At 61.3% G+C, this 21,677-nt stretch carries 20 protein-coding genes; 9 read left to right on the top strand and 11 right to left on the bottom strand.

What is annotated here, in order from left to right; all coding sequences use genetic code 11:
* Nucleotides 1-331: 331 nt before the first annotated feature.
* Nucleotides 332-1,732 carry a dihydrolipoyl dehydrogenase gene (lpdA, locus tag ABX298_RS10385; RefSeq protein WP_317408907.1) on the bottom strand — a complete coding sequence of 467 codons (1,401 nt, stop codon included), beginning with the start codon at nucleotides 1,730-1,732 and terminating at the stop codon, nucleotides 332-334.
* A 207-nt stretch (nucleotides 1,733-1,939) separates the two neighbouring features.
* Between lpdA and cfaB the strand changes: the two genes are divergently transcribed.
* Nucleotides 1,940-3,124, top strand: a complete 1,185-nt coding sequence (gene cfaB / locus ABX298_RS10380; RefSeq protein ID WP_317408906.1) for a C17 cyclopropane fatty acid synthase CfaB — start codon at nucleotides 1,940-1,942, stop codon at nucleotides 3,122-3,124.
* Nucleotides 3,125-3,265: 141 nt separating this feature from the next.
* On the opposite strand, the gene cls is transcribed toward cfaB, so the two are convergent.
* On the bottom strand, nucleotides 3,266-4,705 hold the full coding sequence (cls, locus tag ABX298_RS10375; protein WP_367394373.1) for a cardiolipin synthase: 1,440 nt from the start codon (nucleotides 4,703-4,705) through the stop codon (nucleotides 3,266-3,268).
* A 133-nt stretch (nucleotides 4,706-4,838) separates the two neighbouring features.
* On the opposite strand from cls, the gene ABX298_RS10370 reads away from it, so the two are divergent.
* A complete protein-coding gene (locus tag ABX298_RS10370) occupies nucleotides 4,839-5,366 on the top strand; it encodes a DUF3617 domain-containing protein (protein WP_015272374.1) in 528 nt (175 codons plus the stop codon).
* Here ABX298_RS10370 and folE2 read toward each other — a convergent pair.
* Nucleotides 5,350-6,255: a GTP cyclohydrolase FolE2 gene (gene folE2 / locus ABX298_RS10365; protein ID WP_075046797.1), complete on the bottom strand. Its 906-nt coding sequence runs from the start codon at nucleotides 6,253-6,255 to the stop codon at nucleotides 5,350-5,352. The genes ABX298_RS10370 and folE2 overlap by 17 nt on opposite strands.
* A gap of 201 nt (nucleotides 6,256-6,456) precedes the next feature.
* On the opposite strand from folE2, the gene zigA reads away from it, so the two are divergent.
* Genes zigA through ABX298_RS10350 form a run of 3 tightly spaced genes read left to right on the top strand, consistent with a single transcriptional unit; the run spans nucleotide 6,457 to nucleotide 9,300 of the window.
* The gene (zigA, locus tag ABX298_RS10360; protein ID WP_367394372.1) at nucleotides 6,457-7,665 is read left to right on the top strand and encodes a zinc metallochaperone GTPase ZigA; all 1,209 of its coding nucleotides are present in this window, start codon (nucleotides 6,457-6,459) and stop codon (nucleotides 7,663-7,665) included.
* Nucleotides 7,662-8,288 (top strand): DUF1826 domain-containing protein, encoded by a 627-nt coding sequence (locus tag ABX298_RS10355; protein WP_367394371.1) that lies wholly within the window; start codon nucleotides 7,662-7,664, stop codon nucleotides 8,286-8,288. Before zigA ends, ABX298_RS10355 begins: the two co-directional genes overlap by 4 nt.
* Before the next feature lie 40 nt (nucleotides 8,289-8,328).
* Nucleotides 8,329-9,300, top strand: coding sequence for a GTP-binding protein (locus ABX298_RS10350; RefSeq protein WP_367394370.1), 972 nt, complete (start codon nucleotides 8,329-8,331; stop codon nucleotides 9,298-9,300).
* On the opposite strand, the gene ABX298_RS10345 is transcribed toward ABX298_RS10350, so the two are convergent.
* Nucleotides 9,301-9,693, bottom strand: coding sequence for a DUF3301 domain-containing protein (locus ABX298_RS10345; RefSeq protein WP_367394369.1), 393 nt, complete (start codon nucleotides 9,691-9,693; stop codon nucleotides 9,301-9,303).
* A gap of 120 nt (nucleotides 9,694-9,813) precedes the next feature.
* On the opposite strand from ABX298_RS10345, the gene pdxY reads away from it, so the two are divergent.
* The gene (gene pdxY / locus ABX298_RS10340) at nucleotides 9,814-10,686 is read left to right on the top strand and encodes a pyridoxal kinase PdxY (RefSeq protein ID WP_367394368.1); all 873 of its coding nucleotides are present in this window, start codon (nucleotides 9,814-9,816) and stop codon (nucleotides 10,684-10,686) included.
* On the opposite strand, the gene ABX298_RS10335 is transcribed toward pdxY, so the two are convergent.
* Complete coding sequence (locus tag ABX298_RS10335) at nucleotides 10,683-11,168, bottom strand: acyl-CoA thioesterase (RefSeq protein ID WP_075046792.1); 486 nt, start codon at nucleotides 11,166-11,168, stop codon at nucleotides 10,683-10,685. The genes pdxY and ABX298_RS10335 overlap by 4 nt on opposite strands.
* Before the next feature lie 343 nt (nucleotides 11,169-11,511).
* Here ABX298_RS10335 and ABX298_RS10330 point away from each other — a divergent pair, with 343 nt between their 5' ends.
* A complete protein-coding gene (locus ABX298_RS10330; protein ID WP_075046791.1) occupies nucleotides 11,512-13,272 on the top strand; it encodes a cation:proton antiporter in 1,761 nt (586 codons plus the stop codon).
* Between the two features lie 262 nt (nucleotides 13,273-13,534).
* Here ABX298_RS10330 and ABX298_RS10325 read toward each other — a convergent pair whose 3' ends face one another.
* The 5 genes from ABX298_RS10325 to zwf form a co-directional block, all read right to left on the bottom strand.
* Nucleotides 13,535-13,942 carry an SMI1/KNR4 family protein gene (locus ABX298_RS10325; RefSeq protein ID WP_075046790.1) on the bottom strand — a complete coding sequence of 136 codons (408 nt, stop codon included), beginning with the start codon at nucleotides 13,940-13,942 and terminating at the stop codon, nucleotides 13,535-13,537.
* A gap of 115 nt (nucleotides 13,943-14,057) precedes the next feature.
* Complete coding sequence (locus ABX298_RS10320) at nucleotides 14,058-14,912, bottom strand: Tim44 domain-containing protein (RefSeq protein WP_075046789.1); 855 nt, start codon at nucleotides 14,910-14,912, stop codon at nucleotides 14,058-14,060.
* 291 nt (nucleotides 14,913-15,203) lie between these two features.
* Nucleotides 15,204-17,390, bottom strand: coding sequence for a DNA helicase II (uvrD, locus tag ABX298_RS10315; RefSeq protein WP_075046788.1), 2,187 nt, complete (start codon nucleotides 17,388-17,390; stop codon nucleotides 15,204-15,206).
* A 130-nt stretch (nucleotides 17,391-17,520) separates the two neighbouring features.
* Entirely contained in the window at nucleotides 17,521-17,835 is a 315-nt protein-coding gene (locus ABX298_RS10310; protein WP_367394367.1) for a hypothetical protein, read from the bottom strand.
* Nucleotides 17,836-17,923: 88 nt separating this feature from the next.
* Nucleotides 17,924-19,366 carry a glucose-6-phosphate dehydrogenase gene (zwf, locus tag ABX298_RS10305; RefSeq protein ID WP_025341145.1) on the bottom strand — a complete coding sequence of 481 codons (1,443 nt, stop codon included), beginning with the start codon at nucleotides 19,364-19,366 and terminating at the stop codon, nucleotides 17,924-17,926.
* 103 nt (nucleotides 19,367-19,469) lie between these two features.
* Between zwf and hexR the strand changes: the two genes are divergently transcribed.
* Entirely contained in the window at nucleotides 19,470-20,336 is an 867-nt protein-coding gene (gene hexR / locus ABX298_RS10300; RefSeq protein WP_011536461.1) for a transcriptional regulator HexR, read from the top strand.
* Between the two features lie 215 nt (nucleotides 20,337-20,551).
* Nucleotides 20,552-20,770, top strand: coding sequence for a PA3496 family putative envelope integrity protein (locus ABX298_RS10295; protein WP_075046785.1), 219 nt, complete (start codon nucleotides 20,552-20,554; stop codon nucleotides 20,768-20,770).
* On the opposite strand, the gene ABX298_RS10290 is transcribed toward ABX298_RS10295, so the two are convergent.
* Complete coding sequence (locus ABX298_RS10290; protein ID WP_015272364.1) at nucleotides 20,712-21,674, bottom strand: LysR family transcriptional regulator; 963 nt, start codon at nucleotides 21,672-21,674, stop codon at nucleotides 20,712-20,714. The genes ABX298_RS10295 and ABX298_RS10290 overlap by 59 nt on opposite strands.
* Nucleotides 21,675-21,677 lie beyond the last annotated feature (3 nt).

The raw sequence follows: 21,677 nt of genomic DNA, 5'->3' as shown, positions 1-21,677 counted from the left end.
AAAAAGATACCATCATAATTTTTTTGGGGTTTTAGCACGGGGTCCTTCCTGTGATTTTTTCTGGCTGAACCTTTGCTGTGACAACCTTTATTAAACGAAAAAGCCCGAGAAATTTTGAAAAATTATGCTTTGTGACAACCTTTATTTTTGCTTCCCTAGAAGCAGCCTCCTCGCTAGGCCGCGAAATGCAAGAGACTTTGTGACAAAGTTTATTAATCGGCAACACTTTGCGCCCCATCGCGACACAAGGCCGCTCCTACAGGAGAACGCAATTTCCTGTAGGAGCGGCCTTGTCGCGATGGGCTGCAAAGCAGCCCCCGGCTATCTCACATCAAATCTGCATCGCCATCCCGTCCACATTCATCGCTGCCTGGCGCAAGGCCTCGGAGCGGGTCGGGTGGGGGTGGCAGGTGAGGGCGATGTCTTCCGCCGATGCCGAGAACTCCATGGCCACGCAGAACTCACCGATCATCTCGCTGACACTTGGGCCTACCAGGTGCACACCCAGCACTTCGTCGGTCTCGGCATCGGCGATGACCTTGGCGAAGCCTTCGGTCTCGTGGTTGATCTTGGCCCGGCTGTTGGCCGTGAACGGGAACTTGCCGACTTTATAGGCACGCCCTTCGGCCTTGAGCTGCTCTTCGGTCTTGCCCACGGTAGCCAGCTCCGGGCGGGTGTAGATCACGCCAGGGATAAGGTTGTAGTTGACCTCGTGGGGCTTGCCGGCGATGCGTTCGATGCAGGCCACCGCTTCGTCTTCGGCTTTGTGCGCCAGCATCGGGCCGGAGGTGACGTCGCCAATCACCCAGATACCCGGCACGGAAGTGCGGTGGTGGTCGTTGCCGAGCATGCCGCGCTTATCGGTTTCCAGGCCCACGCTTTCCAGGTTGAGCCCTTTGGTATAGGGGCGGCGGCCAATGGCGACCAGTACATAGTCAGCCTGCAGCGTTTCTGCGGTGCCACCGGCGGCCGGCTCCAGGGTCAGGCTCACGCCATCGGCGCTGGCGCTGGCCTGGGTCACCTTGCTGCCCAGCTTGAACACCATGCCTTGCTTGGCCAGGGCCTTCTGCAGGGTCTTGGCGGTTTCTTCGTCGGTGCCCGGGCAGATGCGGTCGAGGTATTCGATGACCGTGACCTGGCTGCCCAGGCGGCGCCATACCGAACCCAGCTCAAGGCCGATCACGCCGGCGCCGATGACGACCAGGTGCTTGGGCACCTGTGGTAGCGACAGCGCACCGGTCGAGTCGATGATGCGCTGGTTGTCGATGGTCACGCCCGGCAGGGGCGTAGGTTCGGAGCCGGTGGCAATGACAATGTCCTTGGCCTGCAGTGCGGTTTCGCTACCGTCCTCAGCCTTGACCACGACCTTGCCGACGCCATCCAGGCGGCCCCAGCCCTTGATCCAGTCGACCTTGTTCTTGCGGAACAGGTACTCGATGCCCTTGGTCAGGCCGGTCACGCTCTCGTCCTTCTGTTTCATCATCTGGGCGAGGTTGAGGGTAGGTTTGACTTCGATACCGAGGTGGGCGAACTCGTTACCACTGGCGGCTTCGTACAGCTCGGAAGCATGCAGCAATGCCTTGGAGGGCATGCAGCCCACGTTCAGGCAGGTGCCGCCCAAGGTCTGGCGGCCTTCCACGCAGGCTACGCTCAGGCCCAGTTGGCCGGCGCGGATGGCTGCGTTGTAGCCGCCAGGGCCACCGCCGATGATCACCACGTCATAGGATTTCATGGGTTCAACTCCAGGATGAAGAAGCGCAAGAGGGGCACAAGGTTAAGCTGAGATGCAAAAATTGTATACAATCTGCTGCGTGGATAAGATCAGTTGGTTCTAGACCATGGTCTCGTTTAGAGGAAACATCCCACGAATGAACTACTCTGATCCGGCGACGTTCGAAATATCAGGCGTCGTGGCCAAATACGGACAGGAGGGTCGTTCATGCTTGCGCAACTTCCACCGGCATTGCAGAGCCTGCATCTGCCGCTGCGGCTGAAACTGTGGGACGGTAACCAGTTCGATCTGGGGCCTAGCCCGCAGGTCACTATCCTGGTCAAGGAGCCACAGCTGATCAGCCAGTTGAGCCACCCGAGCATGGACCAGCTGGGCACGGCATTCGTCGAAGGCAAGCTGGAGCTGGAGGGCGATATTGGTGAAGCCATCCGCGTATGCGATGAGCTGAGCGAAGCGCTACTGACCGATGAGGACGACGCCCCACCGCAGCGCCGGGCCCATGACAAGAGCACCGACGCCGAAGCCATTTCCTACCATTACGATGTTTCCAACGCGTTCTACCAGCTATGGCTGGATCAGGACATGGCCTACTCGTGCGCCTACTTCCGCGAGCCGGACAACACGCTGGATCAGGCGCAGCAGGACAAATTCGATCATCTGTGCCGCAAGCTGCGTCTGGACGCAGGTGAGTACCTGCTCGACGTCGGCTGCGGCTGGGGCGGGCTGGCGCGTTTCGCTGCTCGCGAATATGGCGCCAAGGTGTTTGGTATCACCTTGAGCAAGGAGCAACTCAAGCTCGGTCGCGAGCGGGTGAAGGCAGAGGGGTTGGCCGACAAGGTCGACCTGCAGATTCTCGACTACCGCGACCTGCCTCAGGATGGCCGCTTCGACAAGGTTGTCAGCGTTGGCATGTTCGAGCATGTCGGGCATGCCAACCTGGCGCTGTATAGCCAGAAGCTGTTCGGTGCTGTGAGGGAAGGGGGGCTGGTGATGAATCACGGTATCACCGCCAAGCATGTCGATGGCCGCCCGGTCGGGCGTGGCGCTGGCGAGTTCATCGATCGCTACGTCTTCCCCCATGGCGAGCTGCCGCACCTGTCGATGATCAGTGCCAGCATCTGTGAAGCGGGCCTGGAGGTGGTAGACGTGGAAAGCCTGCGTTTGCACTACGCCAAGACCTTGCACCACTGGAGCGAGAACCTGGAGAACCAGCTGCACAAGGCGGCGGCGCTGGTGCCCGAGAAGACTTTGCGCATCTGGCGCCTGTACCTGGCCGGGTGTGCCTATGCCTTCCAGAAGGGGTGGATCAACCTGCATCAGATTCTGGCCGTGAAGCCGTACGCCGATGGGCACCATGACCTGCCTTGGACGCGTGAAGACCTGTATCGCTGAATTGCTACAAAGCACGCAAGCGCGACACCATACCCTGTGGGAGCGGGTTTACCCGCGAATGCGTCGGTACAGCCACTGACGTCTTCGCGGGTAAACCCGCTCCCACAAGGTCCGCGATACCCTGCAACGGGCGCAAGCGCATCAGAGAATCGGCGAAATCAGCCGCGCAATCCGCATCCCCAGTTGCTGCAGCCGATGAGTATCGCGGCTGTCCTCCGCAGTAATTTCCCGCGCCTGTTCAAAGTCATTGTTCAGCATGTTCTCGACCTGGTCAGCGAAGCCGCGGTCGACCGTCAGCAGGGTAATTTCGAAGTTCAGGCGGAACGAGCGGTTGTCCAGGTTGGCACTGCCAATCGCGCTGACATCGTCATCCACCAGCACCACCTTCTGATGCAGGAAGCCCGGTTGGTAGCGGAACATGCGCACACCCGCACGTACCGCTTCGAATGCAAAAAGGCTGGAGGCTGCATAGACGATGCGATGGTCTGGGCGTGACGGAATCAGCACTCGCACATCGACCCCACGCAGTACCGCCAAACGCAATGCCGCGAACACCGCCTCGTCGGGGATGAAGTACGGGCTGGTGATCCACACGCGCCGGGTGGCTGAATGGATCGCCTCAAGGAAGAACAGCGAGCAGGTTTCCTGTGGGTCGGCCGGGCCGCTGGCCAAGGCTTGGCACAGCACGCCGTTGTCCGGGTAGGCATCCGGCAGAATCAGCGGCGGTAGCTGGCGCGTGGCCCAGTACCAGTCTTCGGCGAACGATTCCTGCAGGCAGGCCAGCACCGGCCCGCTGACCTGCACATGGGTGTCGCGCCAGGGTGAGAGCTGCGGGTGGCCACCGAGGTACTCATCGCCCACGTTGTGCCCGCCGATGAAACCGAGCAAGCCATCCACCACCACGATCTTGCGGTGGTTACGGAAGTTCACCTGGAAGCGGTTGAACCAGCCACGACGGGTTGCGAAGGCATGAATTTGTACACCACCGTCGCGCAGCAACTGGCTGTAGCTTGCCGGCAAGGCATGGCTGCCGACACGGTCATACAGCACGAACACCCGCACCCCCTCGGCGGCCTTGCGCAGCAGCAGTTGCTGCAACGCTTTGCCAAGGTTGTCGTCATGGATGATGAAGAACTGCACCAACACCACGTCGCGGGCTTTTTCGATGGCGGCGAATATTGCATCGAATGTTGCCTTGCCATCGATCAGCAGCTTCACCTCGTTATTGGCAAGGCAGGGCATGCGCCCGAGCTTGGGCATGGCGCGCAACGCCGCATAGCTTTCCGACTCGCGGGCGGTAAGGGCTTCTTCTACCCAAGGCCGCCAATTGAGGTTGGCCATGGCCACATGCATTTCCTGGTTGGCCTGGCGCCGGGCCTTGATGTAGGCATAGAACGAGCGCGCACCGAAGATCAGGTAAGGGATCAGGGTGAGGTAAGGGATGAAGAACAACGGCATGGCCCAGGCGATTGCGCCCTGAGCAGTGCGCACGGTGAACAGTGCGTGCAGTGCGGCGACGATACCCAGCAGGTGAACCAGGCCGAGTAGGTAACCGAAGAAGTAAGGGCTGTGGTAGTCCATATGCATCCTGCTTGCCGAGTACACTTGAGTAACAGAACACGTTCCCGGTCCGCCTTGCAACCTGCAGGTGGATTTGGCGTCTAAGGCTCAGCCCGGCCCGCTTGGCCGGCTTTTTTTCCAGGAGCGTTCGTCCATGAAGATTCGTCTGCCACTGTTGGCGTTGGCCCTAGGTGTGAGCAGCCCGCTGGTGCATGCTCAGATGCTACAGCCAGGTTTGTGGGAGCTGACCACCAGCAACATGCAGGTCGATGGCAAGCCGTTACCCGACATGGAGTTCATGCTCGGCCAGTTGAAGAACCTGCCGCCGGAGCAGCGCGCGATGATGGAAGGGGTGCTGGCCAAGCAGGGAGTGACTGTTGGGGGTAAGGGGGTGCGCTCTTGCCTGACGCCAGAACAGGTGGCAACCAACGATATCCCACTGCAGGACCCGAAGTCAGGGTGTACCCAGAAGATCACCGACCGCACCGGCAATGTGTGGAAATTTCAGTTCAGCTGCCCCAAAGCGCAGGGCAGTGGCCAGGCGACATTCCTCAGTGACCGGGAATTCACCACCCAGGTCAATGGAACCTTCAACGCCTCGGGTGTACAGCAGCAAGGCAGCATGAACACCCGTGCCGTGTGGTTGGGCAATGACTGCGGCTCGGTCAAGCCGCGCAGCTGACATCCCATTGCCACTGGCTGGTCGCGACAGCATCGTGGGCATGCAGGCTCTCTGCATGTTCCACGCGCAGCTTGAAGGCCGTGCTCCATTCCATTTGCCGTAGCGCCTTGTGCAGGCGTCGTGCGGCGTCTTCGCAGAACATCAGGTTCTGGCCGTTGGCCAAGGCAAAGGCTTGTTCGTCTGCGCGCTTCACTGCGGTCTGCACCGCCGTCCCCAGGCTTGCTTCTATCCGGTCGATCAACTCGGTGATTGGCAGAACCTGCTGATTGCTGCGCAGCCTTACCTGGATTTGCGCGTTACTACGTTGGCTATGGGGCGTCGCTACGATGCCTTCGGCGCTGCCAAGCCACTGTAGGACTGCAGATTTGTCGACCTGCTCGGCGCTGAAATGCGCCTGGAACTGCTGCTGAATCAGCTGCCGTGCAAGTGCAGCCGAGCATGGGCAGGTCGAGGAGTAAGGGATGGAAACGGATAGTTCCACGTGGAACATTTCATTTTCGATCCTTGCATCGACTGTGACGGCATAGCTTTTCCAACCCTCCAGCGGGCTGATCAATGCAGGCCTTTTTAGCAGATGCTCGAAGCGCAAACGCAGATAGGCGGCTGAAGAAAGGCCTTCGTGGCTGCTGAGGAAGTCAGCCAGCAGTTGGCGGATGGTGAGCGGCGTCAGAGGCTGATGCTCCAACGACTCCAGGGCGAGATAAAGCCGCGACATATGGATACCGCGTGCGCTGCCGTCTACCAGGCTAACGCCGGCATCGACAGTGGCAGCTGCTGTGCGCCCCTCGAACTGCACAGGTTGGGCGATCCCGCACATACCCACCCAGTTCAAAGGCAAGGCGTATTCATGGTTTTGTGCGGCAATGTCGGGGAGCTTGAGCTGAGTCATCTGGTATTCCAAACAAAAGGGAGATCAGCGGCCACCACCGATCAAGCTGCAATGCCGGGAGGGGCACCCTGGCACTTGGCGGGTTCATTCATCCTCCCGGGGGTACTCGTTCGTCACGAACGGCTTGGCGAAATTGTATTGTTACTTTATAACATTGTGCAATGCATCGTTTCGAATGCGCTCGCCTGAAGAGGTTTCGCCATGTCCAACCGTCTCCCTGTCACCGTGCTGTCCGGCTTCCTTGGCGCCGGCAAGAGCACCTTGCTCAACCATGTGCTGCGTAACCGCGACAACCTGCGGGTTGCGGTCATCGTCAATGACATGAGCGAAATCAACATTGATGCCAGCGAGGTGCAGCGCAATGTAAGCCTCAACCGTGCCGAGGAGAAGCTGGTGGAGATGAGCAATGGCTGTATCTGCTGCACGTTGCGTGAAGACCTGCTCGAGGAAGTGGCGCGGCTGGCCGAAGAAGGGCGTTTCGATTATTTGCTGATCGAGTCCACGGGGATCTCGGAGCCACTGCCGGTGGCCGAGACCTTCACCTTCCGCGACGAACAGGGCCGTAGCCTGTCCGACATGGCGCGCCTGGACACCATGGTCACTGTGGTCGATGGCCTGAACTTCCTGCGTGATTTCCAGGCAGCAGATAGCCTGGCCAGCCGTGGCGAAACCCTGGGTGAGGAGGACGAGCGTTCGATCAGTGACTTGCTGATCGAGCAGGTCGAGTTCGCCGATGTACTGTTGCTGAGCAAGATCGACCTGATCAGCCAGCACGAGCGCGAAGAGCTCATGGCCATGCTGCGCAGCCTCAATGCCCGGGCGCAGATCGTGCCCATGGTCATGGGCAAGGTACCGCTGGAACGTATCCTCGACACCGGTCTGTTCGACTTCGACCAGGCTGCCCAGGCACCGGGCTGGCTGCAAGAGTTGCGCGGCGAGCATGTGCCGGAAACCGAAGAGTACGGCATTGCCGCCACTACCTGGCAGGCCCGGCGCCCCCTCCATCCACAGCGCTTTTTCGATTTTATCCACACGCCCTGGAGCAATGGCCGACTGCTGCGTTCGAAAGGCTTTTTCTGGCTGGCCAGCAAATACCAGGAGGCCGGCAGCTGGTCGCAGGCAGGCGGCATGATGCGCCATGGCCTGGCGGGCCGCTGGTGGCGTTTCGTGCCGCGCGAGCAGTGGCCACAGGATGTGGATAACACCACCGCGATCTTGAAGACCTGGGTTGACGAGAGCGGTGACTGCCGCCAGGAACTGGTGTTCATCGGGCAGAATATCGACTTCGAAAAATTATCCACAGCACTCGATGCATGTCTTTTGACCGATCAGGAAATGGAATTGGGGCACATGGGCTGGTTGCGCCTGCCCGATCCGTTCGGTCCATGGCATGAGGAGGCGGCAGCATGAACCCTGTACGCAAGCCTGTGGATATTTTTCAGGTATTTGGCGAGACACCGCAGGTGCTGACCGATGTGCTGCAGGATGGCGTGAACCTGGCGGTATGGCGCCGACGCTTGCCGCCACAACTGGAGGACTTTGCCGCGCTGGTGGTCAGCCTTGGCCAGCCCTTGGCAGACCAGCGCGTCATCGATGTGGACGAGCAGCACATGCCGGTATTCACCGAACTCTTGCGCGAAGCGGCCGACTTGCACGGCTATGAGGCATTCGTGGCGGATGTGGCCTGGCTGGTGGCGGCCTATACCTGCCTGGTGGGTGCGCAGCGGGTAGGTTTGCGCCTGCGGGTACTGACAGGCCCGATGTGCCCGCGCTTCCATGTGGATAACGTTCCGCTGCGTCTGCTCACTACCTACGCAGGCCCAGGTAGCGAGTGGTTGAAAGAGGACGCGAGCCCTCGTGGCGACTTACACACAGCAATACTGCCTGTGGATAACATTCAGCACCTGCAAGCTGGCGACGTGGCTGTGCTCAAAGGTGAGAAGTGGCAGGGCAACGAAGGTGCGGGTCTGGTGCATCGTTCGCCGTCGGGGCAGCTGGGGCGCCTGCTGCTCAGCCTTGACTGGCTGGCCTGACAGCGCATAGTGAGGCATCACCATCGCCCGAAGCCGCCCCATGCTGCAGAACATTCCCACCCACGTGATTGCCGGCCCGCTGGGGGCCGGCAAGACCACCCTGATCCGTCACCTGCTGGCCCAACGCCCGGCCAATGAGCGCTGGGCAGTATTGATCAACGAATTCGGCCTGGTAGGCCTGGATGCGGCCTTGCTCAGCCGTGACGAAGACGGCATCGCCATCGGCGAGGTCGCAGGTGGCTGCCTGTGCTGCGTCAATGGCATGCCGTTCCAGGTGGGCCTGGGCCGACTGCTGCGCAAATCCCGCCCTGACCGGCTGTTCATCGAGCCGTCCGGGCTGGGTCATCCCTTGCAGTTGCTCGCTCAGTTGCAAAAAGCCCCTTGGGCTGGAGTGCTGACAATACAGCCATTGCTGATGGTCGTGGACGCGCAGTCGATGGTCCGGAACGAGCAGCTTCCGGAGGCTCAACAGCAGGCGTTCGATGCTGCTGAAAGCGTTGTCTTGAACAAATCAGAGGCTGTGAATGAAAGCTCTAAGTTGTTGATAACTAATAAATTTTATAGAAAGAAAATATTCTGGACCGTCCAAGGTGGGCTGCCCTTGTCGGACCTTCCGGCTGTACCCCATGGCATTGTCGACAGCTCGCTTGTGGATAACAGAATTGTCGACAATCTTGTAAATCCACCGGCAGCGCTATGGGCAGACCCCGGCCAGCCTATCTGTCTTGCCCAGCAGGGAGAGGGAGGTTGGAGCATCGGCTGGCGCTGGCACCCTGGCCAGCAGTTTTATCCACAGCGGCTGCAGGCGTTCTTGCGGGCTTGGCCGTGGCGGCGCGCGAAGGGGGTTATCCACAGCGTGGAGGGCTGGCAATCATTCAATGGCCTGAATGGGGACATGCCCGCCTGGCAGCCAAGCGACTGGCGCAGGGATACGCGTATCGAGCTGATTTTCGACCAGCCGCAATCGCAATCCGCGCTGCAGGCCGGGTTGAGCGAATGTCGTGTCAGCTGATCAGTTGCGCCAGCGGTTGTGCTCCTGGCACCACTGCTGCATCTCGATGACATTGTCGGTGCGCGGTGGGGTCTTGATCTCGAACGGGTAGGGCGCCAGTTCAATCTGTACGCTGTGGGCGCCGAACTGGGTCACGGTACCGGGGTGGCGCTGCTCGCCCGTGACGGTGAACTCGAAGGCGTAGACGCGCGCCAGGCGCTTGCGGCCGTTGGCGTCACGGACAAAGGCGATACGCTTGAGTGCGACCGCGTCGTCGAGCAGTTCGAGGTCGAGCTTGGCGCAATGCTGTTTGACCCGTTCCAGGGCTTTCTCACGCAACCCGTGGTTGTGCCACAACCAGGCGCCTGCCGTGGCGACCAGCATCAGGACGAAGAGGTTTTCCAGGGTCAACATTTGCGTATGCTCCAAACAGGTCGATCCAGCTTAACTGCGTCCCTGGCCTGTCGTACAGGTGGCAATCGAGTTCATACTGCGTTGCGCACAATCCCTGAAACAGCTTTGGAAACCTCCCGCATGAAACGTACCCCGCACCTGCTCGCCATCCAGTCCCACGTGGTGTTCGGCCACGCCGGCAACAGCGCCGCGGTGTTTCCCATGCAGCGTATCGGGGTCAATGTGTGGCCGCTCAATACCGTGCAGTTCTCCAATCACACACAGTATGGCCAGTGGGCGGGTGAAGTGCTTGCCCCCGCGCAAATTCCTGCGTTGGTGGAAGGCATTTCCAACATCGGCGAACTGGGCCATTGCGACGCGGTGCTGTCCGGTTACCTGGGCAGCGCCGAACAAGGTCGGGCGATTCTGGCCGGCGTCGAGCGGATCAAGGCAGTCAACCCAAAGGCTTTGTACCTTTGCGACCCGGTCATGGGGCACCCTGAGAAGGGCTGCATCGTGCCAGCGGAAGTCAGCGAGTTCCTGCTTGACGAGGCGGCTGCCAGGGCTGACATTCTGTGCCCCAACCAGCTGGAGCTGGACAGCTTCTGTGGCCGCCGAGCGCAGTCGCTGGAGGACTGCGTGAACATGGCGCGCAGCCTGTTGCAGCGCGGGCCGCAGGTGGTGCTGGTCAAGCACCTGGCCTATCCCGGGCGCGGCGAAGACCAGTTCGAGATGCTGCTGGTGACCGCCGAGCAAAGCTGGCACCTGCGCCGCCCGCTGCTGGCGTTCCCGCGGCAGCCGGTAGGGGTGGGTGACCTGACTTCAGGCCTGTTCCTGGCCCGCGTTCTGCTCGGCGACACCTGGGTGCAGGCGTTCGAATTCACCGCTGCGGCCGTACACGAAGTGCTGCTCGAAACCCAGGCCTGCTCCAGCTATGAACTGCAGCTGGTGCGGGCCCAGGACCGCATTGCGCATCCAAGGGTGCGCTTCGAGGCACAGCTGCTGGCGCTTTAAATCGCGTCGGTTTTCAGGTCCTGGTAGCGCTTTTCCAGCTCCTGACGGATCTGTCGGCGCTGCTGGCCCTGCAGGAAGCGGCGCTTTTCTTCACCGCTTTGCGGCTGGCGCGGCGGCACCTGCACCGGGCGACGGTTGTCGTCGACCGCGACCATGGTGAAGAAGCAGCTGTTGGAATGGCGCACCGAGCGCTCGCGGATGTTCTCGGTCACCACCTTGATGCCCACCTCCATCGAGGTGTTGCCGGTGTAGTTGACCGACGCCAGGAAGGTCACAAGTTCACCCACGTGCACCGGCTCACGGAAGATCACCTGGTCGACCGACAGGGTGACTACATAGCTGCCGGCATAGCGGCTGGCGCACGCATAGGCCACTTCGTCGAGGTACTTGAGCAGGGTGCCGCCATGTACGTTGCCAGAAAAGTTGGCCATGTCCGGGGTCATCAGGACGGTCATGCTCAGCTGGGCGTTTCCAGGTTCCATAGTGTGCTCACGGTGAGGTTGCGCTGAATCGGGCGAATGGGGGGCATTATCTGCAGACACTTCTGTTCCCCTCTTTTGAATTTGCCTTCCTGGTACGGGACGTTGGCTGACGCTCCATCGTCACGCCGATCATGCCATCAGCGGCGCTTTTCCAGCCGATCTGTTTCTGCATATTGCACCGCCTTTTTGCGGCGGGGTGCGATGTTAACCTGACTACACCCATGCAACATGGGCTTTTCCTGCATTCAAAACAGTATGTACTTGCTGCTCGCTCGGGGTTGCCTTGGCAGAGGAGCGGTCTGCCCAGGCATCCAGCAACGGACGAGAAAAGGAGTATCACGCCATGCATGCCATCAGCTTCATCCAGGACCTGGCAGTCATCATGCTGGTTGCTGGCGTGGTCACTATTCTCTTCCACCGCCTCAAGCAGCCTGTGGTGCTGGGCTACATCGTCGCCGGCTTCATCATCGGCCCGCACACCCCACCGTTCGGCCTGATCCACGACGAAGACACCATCAAGACCCTCGCCGAGCTGGGGGTGATCTTCCTGATGTTCTGCCTGGGGCTCGAATTCAGCCTGCGCAAGCTGTTCAAGGTAGGCGCCACGGCGTTCATCGCGGCGTTCCTGGAAATCGTGCTGATGATCTGGATCGGCTTCGAGATCGGCCGCTGGTTCGGCTGGAACACCATGGATTCGCTGTTCCTCGGCGCCATCCTGGCTATTTCCTCGACCACCATCATCGTCAAGGCGCTCAACGACCTGAAGATGAAGAACGAGCGTTTCGCCCAGCTGATATTCGGCGTGCTGATCGTCGAGGACATCCTCGGTATCGGCATCATCGCCCTGCTGTCGGGCATCGCCGTCAGCGGCACGGTCAGCTCGGGCGAGGTGTTCTCCACTGTCGGCAAGCTGTCGCTGTTCATGATCGTTGCGCTGGTCATCGGCATCCTGCTGGTGCCGCGCCTGCTGGCCTACGTGGCCAAGTTCGAAAGCAACGAGATGCTGCTGATAACCGTATTGGGCCTGTGCTTCGGCTTCTGCCTGCTGGTGGTGAAGCTCGAGTACAGCATGGTGCTTGGCGCCTTCCTGATTGGCGCGATCATGGCCGAATCGCGCCAGTTGCTGAAGATCGAGAGCCTGATCGAACCGGTACGCGACCTGTTCAGCGCCATCTTCTTCGTCGCCATCGGCCTGATGATCGACCCCCAGGTGCTGATCGACTACGCCTGGCCGATCGTGGTCATTACCCTGGCGGTGGTGTTGGGCAAGATGTTGTCGTGTGGCATGGGCGCGTTCATTGCCGGAAATGACGGGCGCACATCGCTGCGGGTGGGCATGGGGCTTTCGCAGATTGGCGAGTTTTCCTTCATCATCGCCGCGCTGGGCATGACCCTGCAGGTGACCAGCGACTTCCTCTACCCGGTGGCTGTGGCGGTATCGGCAATCACCACGCTGCTGACACCCTACCTGATCCGTGCCGCCGACCCGCTGTCGCTCAAGCTGGGCAAGGTGGTGCCCAGCCGCCTGGCGCGGGTGCTGTCGTTGTATGGAGAATGGTTGCGCAGCATCCAGCCGCAGGGCGAGGGCGCCATGCTCGCGGCGATGATCCGGCGCATCTTGTTGCAGGTTGGGGTGAACCTGGCGCTGGTGATCGCCATCTTCTTCAGTGGTGGCTATTTCGCCGGGCGTATCGGCAACTGGCTCAGCGAGTGGGTCAGCGATGCCAGCCAACAGAAAGCGCTGATCTGGGGGGCAGCGCTATTGCTGTCTCTGCCGTTCCTGATTGCTGCCTATCGCAAGCTCAAGGCACTGTCGATGCTGCTGGCGGAGATGGGGGTGAAACCGGAAATGGCCGGGCGGCATACCCAGCGCGTACGCCGTGTGATTGCCGAGGTGATCCCGCTGTTGTCGCTGCTGGTGATTTTCCTGCTGCTGTCGGCGCTGTCAGCGAGCATTCTGCCCACCAGCGAGCTGCTGCTGGTGATTGCCGTGGTGGCTGCGGTGGTAGTGGCCTTGCTGTGGCGCTGGTTTATCCGCGTGCATACGCGCATGCAGATTGCCTTGCTGGAGACGCTGGAGAACAGCCGCGAGAATACGCACTGAAGGGGGCAATGCTCCCTGCGCAAGATTTCACCGTCGTCCGAGGGGATGGAGCGGTAGCGATGTCGCCGGGCGCAGAAAGCCTGGCGATTTTGACTACATTGATGGCACTAGGCCATAATTTTTCCTATTCCTGTGCCGGCCTCTTCGCGGGTAAACCCGCTCCCACAGGTACTGCACAATGCTCAACACCTGTGCAGTACCTGTGGGAGCGGGTTTACCCGCGAAGAGGCCGGCACAGGCAGCATCAAATCAGAGGTTGGAATCAGCTCTCCAGCCAGACATCCCGCGCCCAGTGCCACACCGATTCCCAGCTGTCTTCACCGACGATTTCCTCTTCGGCATCCCACAGCACCACGGTGCCATCCTCTTCGACGCAGTAGTAGTTGTCGCCGTCCTGGCACAGCGGAATCAGGTCTCGTGGCACGCCGGCATCCCAGGCGTTGGCGGCGACTTCTGGCAGGTAGGTATGCGACTGTGAGTCGGTAACGGTCACTGGCTCCAGTGAGCCATACACCACATCACTGACGGTCAGCAGGAACTCTTTGAACACGAACGGAATGTTGATGAACAGCTCTTCTTCGATCTCGACCAGCTGGTCCTCGTCGGGAAGCTCAAGGGGCACCGGCACTGGCTCGTTGGCTTCACGGAGTTGTTCGATCACTTCTTCCACGGTTCACTTCCTCTGACCTAGATGACAACGCTGCGCGTTATACCCTAGTAGGCCACTCTGGCAAAAGCAAAAACCCCGGGACAGGCCCGGGGTTTTTTTGTGCAGCACGCAGCGGTTAGCCGTTTTGACGGATACCGGCCACCAGCCAAGGCTGGTTTTCGCCCTGGGCGCGGACCATGTGCCAGCTTTCGCTGAACACTTCGCCCTGGTCGAAGCGCGAGTTCTTCGACACGCCACGGAAGGTCAGGGTGGCGTCGGTACGGTCGGCGCGGTCGTCGACACCGTCCAGCTGTACCTCGAGGTTGTCGATGTAGGTGGACTGGAAGCCATCACCCAGTTCGGCGCGCTCGCGCTTGAGGAATTCGAGCATCTGCGGGGTGACGAACTCGGCGATCTTGTCCATCTCGTTGGCGTCCCAGTGCTGCTGCAGCGCCTGGAAGTGGTTACGGGCAGCAGCCAGGAAGTTCTGCTCGTTGAACCAGGCCGGGGCGTTGATCACTGGGGCGGCTGCGGCAGCAGGTGTGGCCGAACCACCGAAGATCGACGGCTGGGCAGGCTGCGCGTGAGCTTCACGCTGCATCGGCGCATGGCCCGGCATGGCCATTTGCGGCTGCTGCTGGCGACGGCGAGCGGCGATGAAGCGGAACACCAGGAAGGCGATGAGCGCCACGATCAGGAAGTCCATGATCTGGAAGCCTTCGAAACCGTCGCCCATGAACATGGAAGCCAGCAGGCCACCGGCGGCGAGGCCGGCCAGAGGGCCCAACCAGCGCGAAGCACCGCTGGCGGCCGGAGCGGCACGGCCAGGTGCGGTCGGCGCGGCGGCAGGCGTGGTTGGCGTGGCCTGGCGGGTCTGGTGAATAGGCGCGGAGCCCGAGCTCTTGCCGCCGCCAAAACGCTTGGCGTTGGCGTCCAGGCTCAGCGTCAGGCCGACGCAGAGCGCCAGAGCGATGCTAAGAAAACGTTGCATAAGTGGGATATCCCCTGTTGTGGATTGCACGCGCGTCATGGTGCACAGGTTCCCGGGCACATGACCAGCGACATAATGTTTCGAGCTTTTGCCTGAATGTTACAAACCCGGCACGACCTGCCCTCGGAATGCTGGCGCATTACCTGTGGGAGCGGCCTTGTGTCGCGATAGGGCTGCGAAGCAGCCCCAAGATATCAGCGTCAAAGCCACAATCGTGGGGCCGCTTTGCGGCCCTTTCGCGACACAAGGCCGCTCCCACAAAGGCCGATCCACAAGGGACCTCGCAGGCTTTTAGATGGCCTCGAGCTTGGCATACCCCAGCATCAGCCACTTGCTGCCTTCGGCAAAATTCACCTGCACCCGCGCCTGGGCGCCGGAGCCTTCGAAGTTGAGGATCACACCCTCGCCAAACACCGCATGCTGCACACGCTGGCCCAGATTGAACGCGGTCTGCGGAATGCTGGCATTGGCGAACAGGTTGCTGTTCGTGGCCGTCTTGGCCCCGCCGAACGGGCGGCTGACGCTGTTGGACAGGCGCACTTCCTGAACCAGGCCTGCCGGAATTTCGCGTACGAAACGTGACACCTTGTTGTAGGTCTCGCTGCCATACAGGCGACGCGTTTCGGCGTAGGTCATGACCAGCTGGCGCATGGCGCGGGTGATGCCCACATAAGCCAGGCGGCGTTCCTCTTCCAGGCGGCCAGGCTCTTCCAGGCTCATCTTGTGCGGGAACAGGCCTTCTTCCATGCCCACCAGGAACACATACGGGAACTCCAGGCCCTTGGCGCTGTGCAAGGTCATCAGCTGGACGCTGTCTTCATGCTCGTCGGCCTGGGCATCGCCTGCCTCGAGCGAGGCGTGGCCGAGGAACGCCGAGAGTGGCGAGAGGTCGGCGTCTTCTTCGGTGGACTCGAAGTTGCGCGCTGCGCTGACCAGTTCCTCAAGGTTTTCTACCCGTGCCTGGCCCTTCTCACCCTTTTCTTCCTGGTGATAGATGATCAGCCCGGACTGCTCAATGGTGGTCTGGGTCATGGTATGCAGTGGCATGTCCAAGACCTTTGTCGCCAACCCCTCGATCAGCTCGATGAACGCACCCAGGGCACTGGCCGCGCGGCCTTTCAGGGCTTTGGCAGCGAGCAGCTGGCACATGGCCTCCCACATCGACAGCTGGCTGTGGCGGGCGTGCTCGCGGATGGCTTCGACGGTTTTTTCGCCAATGCCACGTGGCGGCACGTTGATCACCCGCTCCAGGGCTGCATCGTTGCCACGGCCTTCGATCAGCCGCAGGTAAGCCATGGCGTTCTTGATTTCGGCGCGCTCGAAGAAGCGCTGGCCACCGTAGATGCGGTAGGGGATGCGTTCGCGCAGCAGGGCTTCTTCCAGAACCCGCGACTGGGCGTTGGAACGGTACAGAATGGCGATCTCGTTGCGCGCATTGCCCTGCTTGACCAGGCTCTCGATGGTTTCCACCACGTAGCGGGCTTCGTCGTGCTCGTTGTAGGCCGCATACAGGGTCAGCGGTTCGCCTTCGCCCATGTCGGTCCACAGCTCCTTGCCCAGGCGCCCGCTGTTGTTGGCGATCAGTGCGTTCGCTGCCTTGAGGATGCCGCCAGTGGAGCGGTAGTTCTGCTCCAGGCGGATCATCTCGGCGTCGGGGAAGTCGGCAGTGTACTGGTGAATGTTCTCGATCTTGGCACCGCGCCAACCGTAGATCGACTGGTCGTCATCGCCCACCGCCATCAGGCTGTCACCGCCGCGCGCCAGCAGGCGCAGCCAGGCGTACTGCACGGCGTTGGTATCCTGGAACTCGTCCACCAGCACGTGGCGGAAGCGCCGCTGGTAGTGCTCCAGCAGGCCCGGGTGGTCGCGCCACAGGTCCAGGGCGCGCAGCAGCAGCTCGGAGAAGTCGATGACCCCGGCGCGCTCGCAGGCCTGCTCATAGGCGGTATAGACGTCGCGCATGGTCGACAGGAACAGGTCGCCCCCGGCCTGGATATGCTGTGGGCGCAGGCCTTCGTCCTTCTGCCCGTTGATGAACCACTGGGCCTGGCGTGCCGGCCATTTCTGCTCGTCCAGGCCCAGCTCGCGCATCACCCGCTTGATCAGGCGCTGCTGGTCGTCGCTGTCGAGGATCTGGAAGTTCTGCACCAGCCGTGCTTCCTGCCAGTGGGCCCGCAGCAGGCGATGGGCCAGGCCGTGGAAGGTGCCGACCCACATGCCCGCCGGGTTGATGCCCAGCAGTTGCTCGATCCGCTGGCGCATTTCTGCCGCGGCCTTGTTGGTGAAGGTCACCGACAGGATCGAGTGCGGCGATGCCTGCTCCACCTGAATCAGCCAGGCAATGCGGTGCACCAGCACGCGGGTTTTACCGGAACCGGCGCCAGCAAGCACCAGTTGACGCCCGAGCGTGGCCGCTACGGCCTGGCGTTGGGCATCGTTGAGGGAATTCAGCAGGAGGGAGAGGTCGTCTGTGCGCATCGGGCCATTCTAGGGCGCGGCAGGAAATGGGGCAAACCTCTACTGTATAAATATTCACCTGCCGCACGCCCGTTCATCGAGCCGATGGCAGGTGCCAGGCCACCGCTCGGGCGGCCTGGCAGGTAGCTGTTCAGTCAATCGCCTCGATGGTGCGAATTTCGCAGCGCTGCGAACCGTCGGCATGGATGATCTCCACGATTTTCCAGCCAGTGCCGCCTGCACGTTCGAAAGCCACGGTTTTTTCGGTCAGCACCTGCGGGGTGATTGCGCCGCTATCCAGCAGCTGAAGCTCCAGCACTTCCCAGCCACCCCGGTGGCGCAGCTTGGGTTCGACCAGCACCGGTTCGATGGCCGGAGAGGCGACCGTAACGGTGCCATGAACCCTGAAAGCCTGCTTGCCGTGGGCGATGTCGTTGATTGCAACGAGGTTGGTGATAGTAGCCATTGTCTGCTCCTGTCTCGGGTTGAAAGTAGCGCCAGCGCGCTGGGGCTACTTTCTGCCCTTTCGCCTGCGACGGGAGCAGGGCAGTGCTTCAGCTATGCCAGTGCCTGCCGTGCCTGGCCAGCAGGCTGTTGGCTTGCTCCGGCCCGTTACTGCCTGCCGGGTACGGTCGCGGTGCCTGGAAGTGCTCTTCACAGCCCTTGATGATCGGGTCGATCCAGGCCCAGGCCGCTTCCACTTCATCGCGGCGCATGAACAGCGTCGAGTCGCCCTCCAGCACATCCAGCAGCAGGCGCTCGTAGGCGTCCCAGCGGCGGGTCTGGCTGAACACCTGGGCCAGGTTCAGGTCCAGGTCCACAGGTTCCAGGCGCATGCCCTTGCCCGGGCTCTTGGTCATCATGCGCAGGCTGATGCGTTCGTCCGGTTGCAGCTGGATCAGCAGCTGGTTGACCTGGCCGCCATTGAAAAGCTCGTGGGGCACCGGCTTGAACTGGATGACGATCTGCGATGAGCGCCGTGCCATGCGCTTGCCGGTACGCAGGTAGAAGGGCACGCCCGCCCAGCGCCAATTGTCGATGTGCGCTTCGATGGCGATGAAGGTTTCGGTGTCGCTGTCGTTGTCGACGTCCTTTTCGAAGTAATAGGCCGGCACTTCCTGGCCGCCGATGCGCCCGGCGCCATACTGGCCGCGTACGGTCTTGTCCTGCACGTCCTGGCCAGTGATGGGCTTGAGGGCCCGCAAGATCTTCACCTTCTCGTCACGCACCGCTTCGGCCTCGAACTGCGCGGGGGGCTCCATGGCCACCAGGCATAGCAGCTGTAGCAGGTGGTTCTGCAACATGTCGCGGGTCGCCCCGGCGCGGTCGTAGTAGGCGCCGCGGTTCTCTACACCCAGGGTCTCGCAAACGCTGATCTGCACGTGGTCGACCTGATTGTTGCGCCACACCGGCTCCAGCAGGGCGTTGGCAAAACGCAGGGCCATCAGGTTCTGCACGGTTTCCTTGCCCAAGTAGTGGTCGATGCGAAATACCTGGTTCTCCTCCAGCACTGCGCCAATCGCTTCGTTGATGGCGGTAGCCGATTCCAGCGAGTGGCCGATCGGCTTTTCCAGCACTATGCGCGCTTCGGCGTCGGCCAGGCCGGCGTTACGCAGGTGCTTGGCAATCGGCACGAACAGGTTGGGGGCGGTGGCCAGATAGAAGATGCGCGTCAAGCCGCCGGGTTCGCCCAGGTAGCGCGCCAGTCGGCCGAAGTCGGCGCTTTGCGAAGCATCCATGGCGAAATAGTCGACCCGCGCGGAAAACCGCTGCCAGACCTCTTCGTCGAAGTCGTTGCGGGCAATTTGTGCCCGGCAATGGCGCTCGGCGAGCTTGAGATAATCGTTACGTGGCAAGTTGCGTCGTGCCAGCGCGATGATGCGCACGGCGTTGTTAAGACGGGCCTCGCGAAACAGGTGGTAGAGCGCCGGAAGCAGTTTGTGCAGGGCCAGATCGCCGGTGCCGCCGAAGACCAGAATGTCGCAAGGAATAGTCAAACCACCACTCTCCACGTTCGTTTAACTGGGCGGGTTGGCGTCCATGTAGTATAACTACAAGATAGCTACAACCCGGCCAGCCGATCATAACCGAGTCCAGCCTGTGAATCTGTTGCAACATATCGCCCAATCGCGCCACCTGCTGCGCAAATCGGAACTCAAAGTAGCCGACCACGTGCTACTCGACCCGGCTGCCGTCATGCACAGCTCCATGGCCGACCTGGCGCACAGCGTGGGTATCAGCGAACCGACCATCGTGCGTTTCTGCCGCGCGATCGGTTGCTCGGGCTTCCAGGACCTGAAGCTGAAGCTGGCGCAGAGCCTGGCTGCGGGGGCCAGTTTCGGCCAGTTCGCCATCCATGAAGACGACTCGGTCGCCGACTACAGCCTGAAGATCTTCGACACCACGCTGCACACCCTGATGGAAGTGCGCGAGCACCTCGACCCGCAGGCGCTGCAGCAGGCGGTGACCGCCATGGCCCAGGCGCAGCGTGTGGAGTTCTATGGCTTTGGCGCCTCCGGTGCGGTAGCGGCCGATGCCCAGCACAAGTTCTTCCGCCTGCTGCTCAGCGCGGCAGCCTATTCCGACCCGCACATGCAGGCGATGTCGGCGGTGACCCTGAAGCCGGGTGATGTGGCGGTATGCATTTCCCAGTCGGGCCGTTCCAAGGACCTGCTGATCACCGCCAACCTGGTCCGTGAGAGCGGCGCCAACCTGATTACCCTGTGCCCCAGCCAGACACCACTGGCGGAGCTGTCGACGGTAAACCTGGCGATCGACGTGCATGAAGACACTGAAATCTACACCCCGCTGACTTCGCGTATCGCTCACCTGGTGGTGATCGACGTGCTGGCCATGGGCGTGGCCATGGCGCGAGGGCCGAGCCTGGTCAACCACCTGAAGAGCGTGAAGCGCAGCTTGCGCAGCCTGCGCTTGTCGCCCAAGTCGATCAAGGCTACCGACGACTGATCTGCATTGCCTGTGCTGGCCCTATCGCCGGCAAGCCGGGCTCCCACACAGTCACCACAGGCCTCGAGTCCTGTGGAGTACCTGTGGGAGCTGGCTTGCCGGCGATAGGGCCAGCACAGGCAGCAAAAATTCACTGTTTTGTCACCATTCCACAGCCAAACCGTAAACCACTCAAGCCAGTCTGAAACTCCCGCATCCTATCTGGGAGACAGGCAATGGCTCGTGACTTCGACGGTACGTACCAACCCAGCGCCAAGGCTCGCAAGCAGCAGGAAAAGGATCAGCGCCGCATGGAATACCGCCGCGCGATCGAGAGCTATTGCGACCAACGTCAACTGCTCCGCGAACTAGTGGACTACCCCGAGCTGCAAGAGCTCACGGTCTGGCAGGCGTCGGCAGCAGCTTCCCCGAAAAACGCTCAACCAGTGCGCTGATCAGCGCACGTTCGCTGCGGATGAACGCCAGGAAAGCCAAGGCCACCGGCGACTGCCGTTTGGCCTTGGACTGCACCACGCACCAGCTGCGGTACAGCGGCAGTTCCTCCACGGGCAGCTCCCTCAGCACACCGGTGGCCAGCTCCAGGTTGACCGCATGGCGGGTAAGCATGGCAATGCCCAGGCCGGCAATCACGCACTCGCGCTGGGCGTCGGCCGAGGCCACCTCCAGGGTCTGGGTGAAATGCACGCGCTTGTCCTTGAAGTATTCCTCGCAAGCCTTGCGCGTGCCCGAACCCTGTTCGCGGACCAGCAGGGTATGAGGCTCCAGGTCCTGCAGGCGCAGTTGCTCCAGCTTGCACAGCGGGTGCTCGGGCGGCGCCACCGCGATGATCGGGTTGTTGAGGAACGGCAGAAACTCCAGGCCCATGTCCTGCGGCACCATGGACATGATGATCAGGTCGTCGCGGTTGTCCGACAGGCGGCGGATGGCCTGGGCGCGATTGACCACCGTCAGGGTCAGGTTGACCTCCGGGTGACGCTGCTTGAAGGCCGCGAACAGGTGTGGCACGAAGTACTTGGCACTGGACTCGATCGCCAGTTTCAACTGCCCCTGCAATGAGCCCTGCATGTCCGAAAGCTGCATGTCCAGGCTTTCCAGGCGCCCGAAGATGTCGCGGCTGGCGCGTTGCAGGGCCTCGGCAGCTTCGGTCAGGTAGAGCTTCTTGCCCACGTACTCGAACAGCGGCTGGCCGATCAGCTCTTCGAGCTGGCGGATCTGTAGACTAACGGCGGGTTGCGTCAGCGCCATCTCTTCCGCCGCACGGCTGTACGAACGCAAATCGCATACCTCGTTGAAGATCTGCAGTTGACGCAAAGTCATACGCATCAAGGACTTACGCATTTT

The organism is Pseudomonas sp. X4, from assembly GCF_040784925.1.
GTDB lineage: Bacteria > Pseudomonadota > Gammaproteobacteria > Pseudomonadales > Pseudomonadaceae > Aquipseudomonas > Aquipseudomonas putida_Z.
This window is presented reverse-complemented; position numbering and strand designations above follow the sequence as displayed.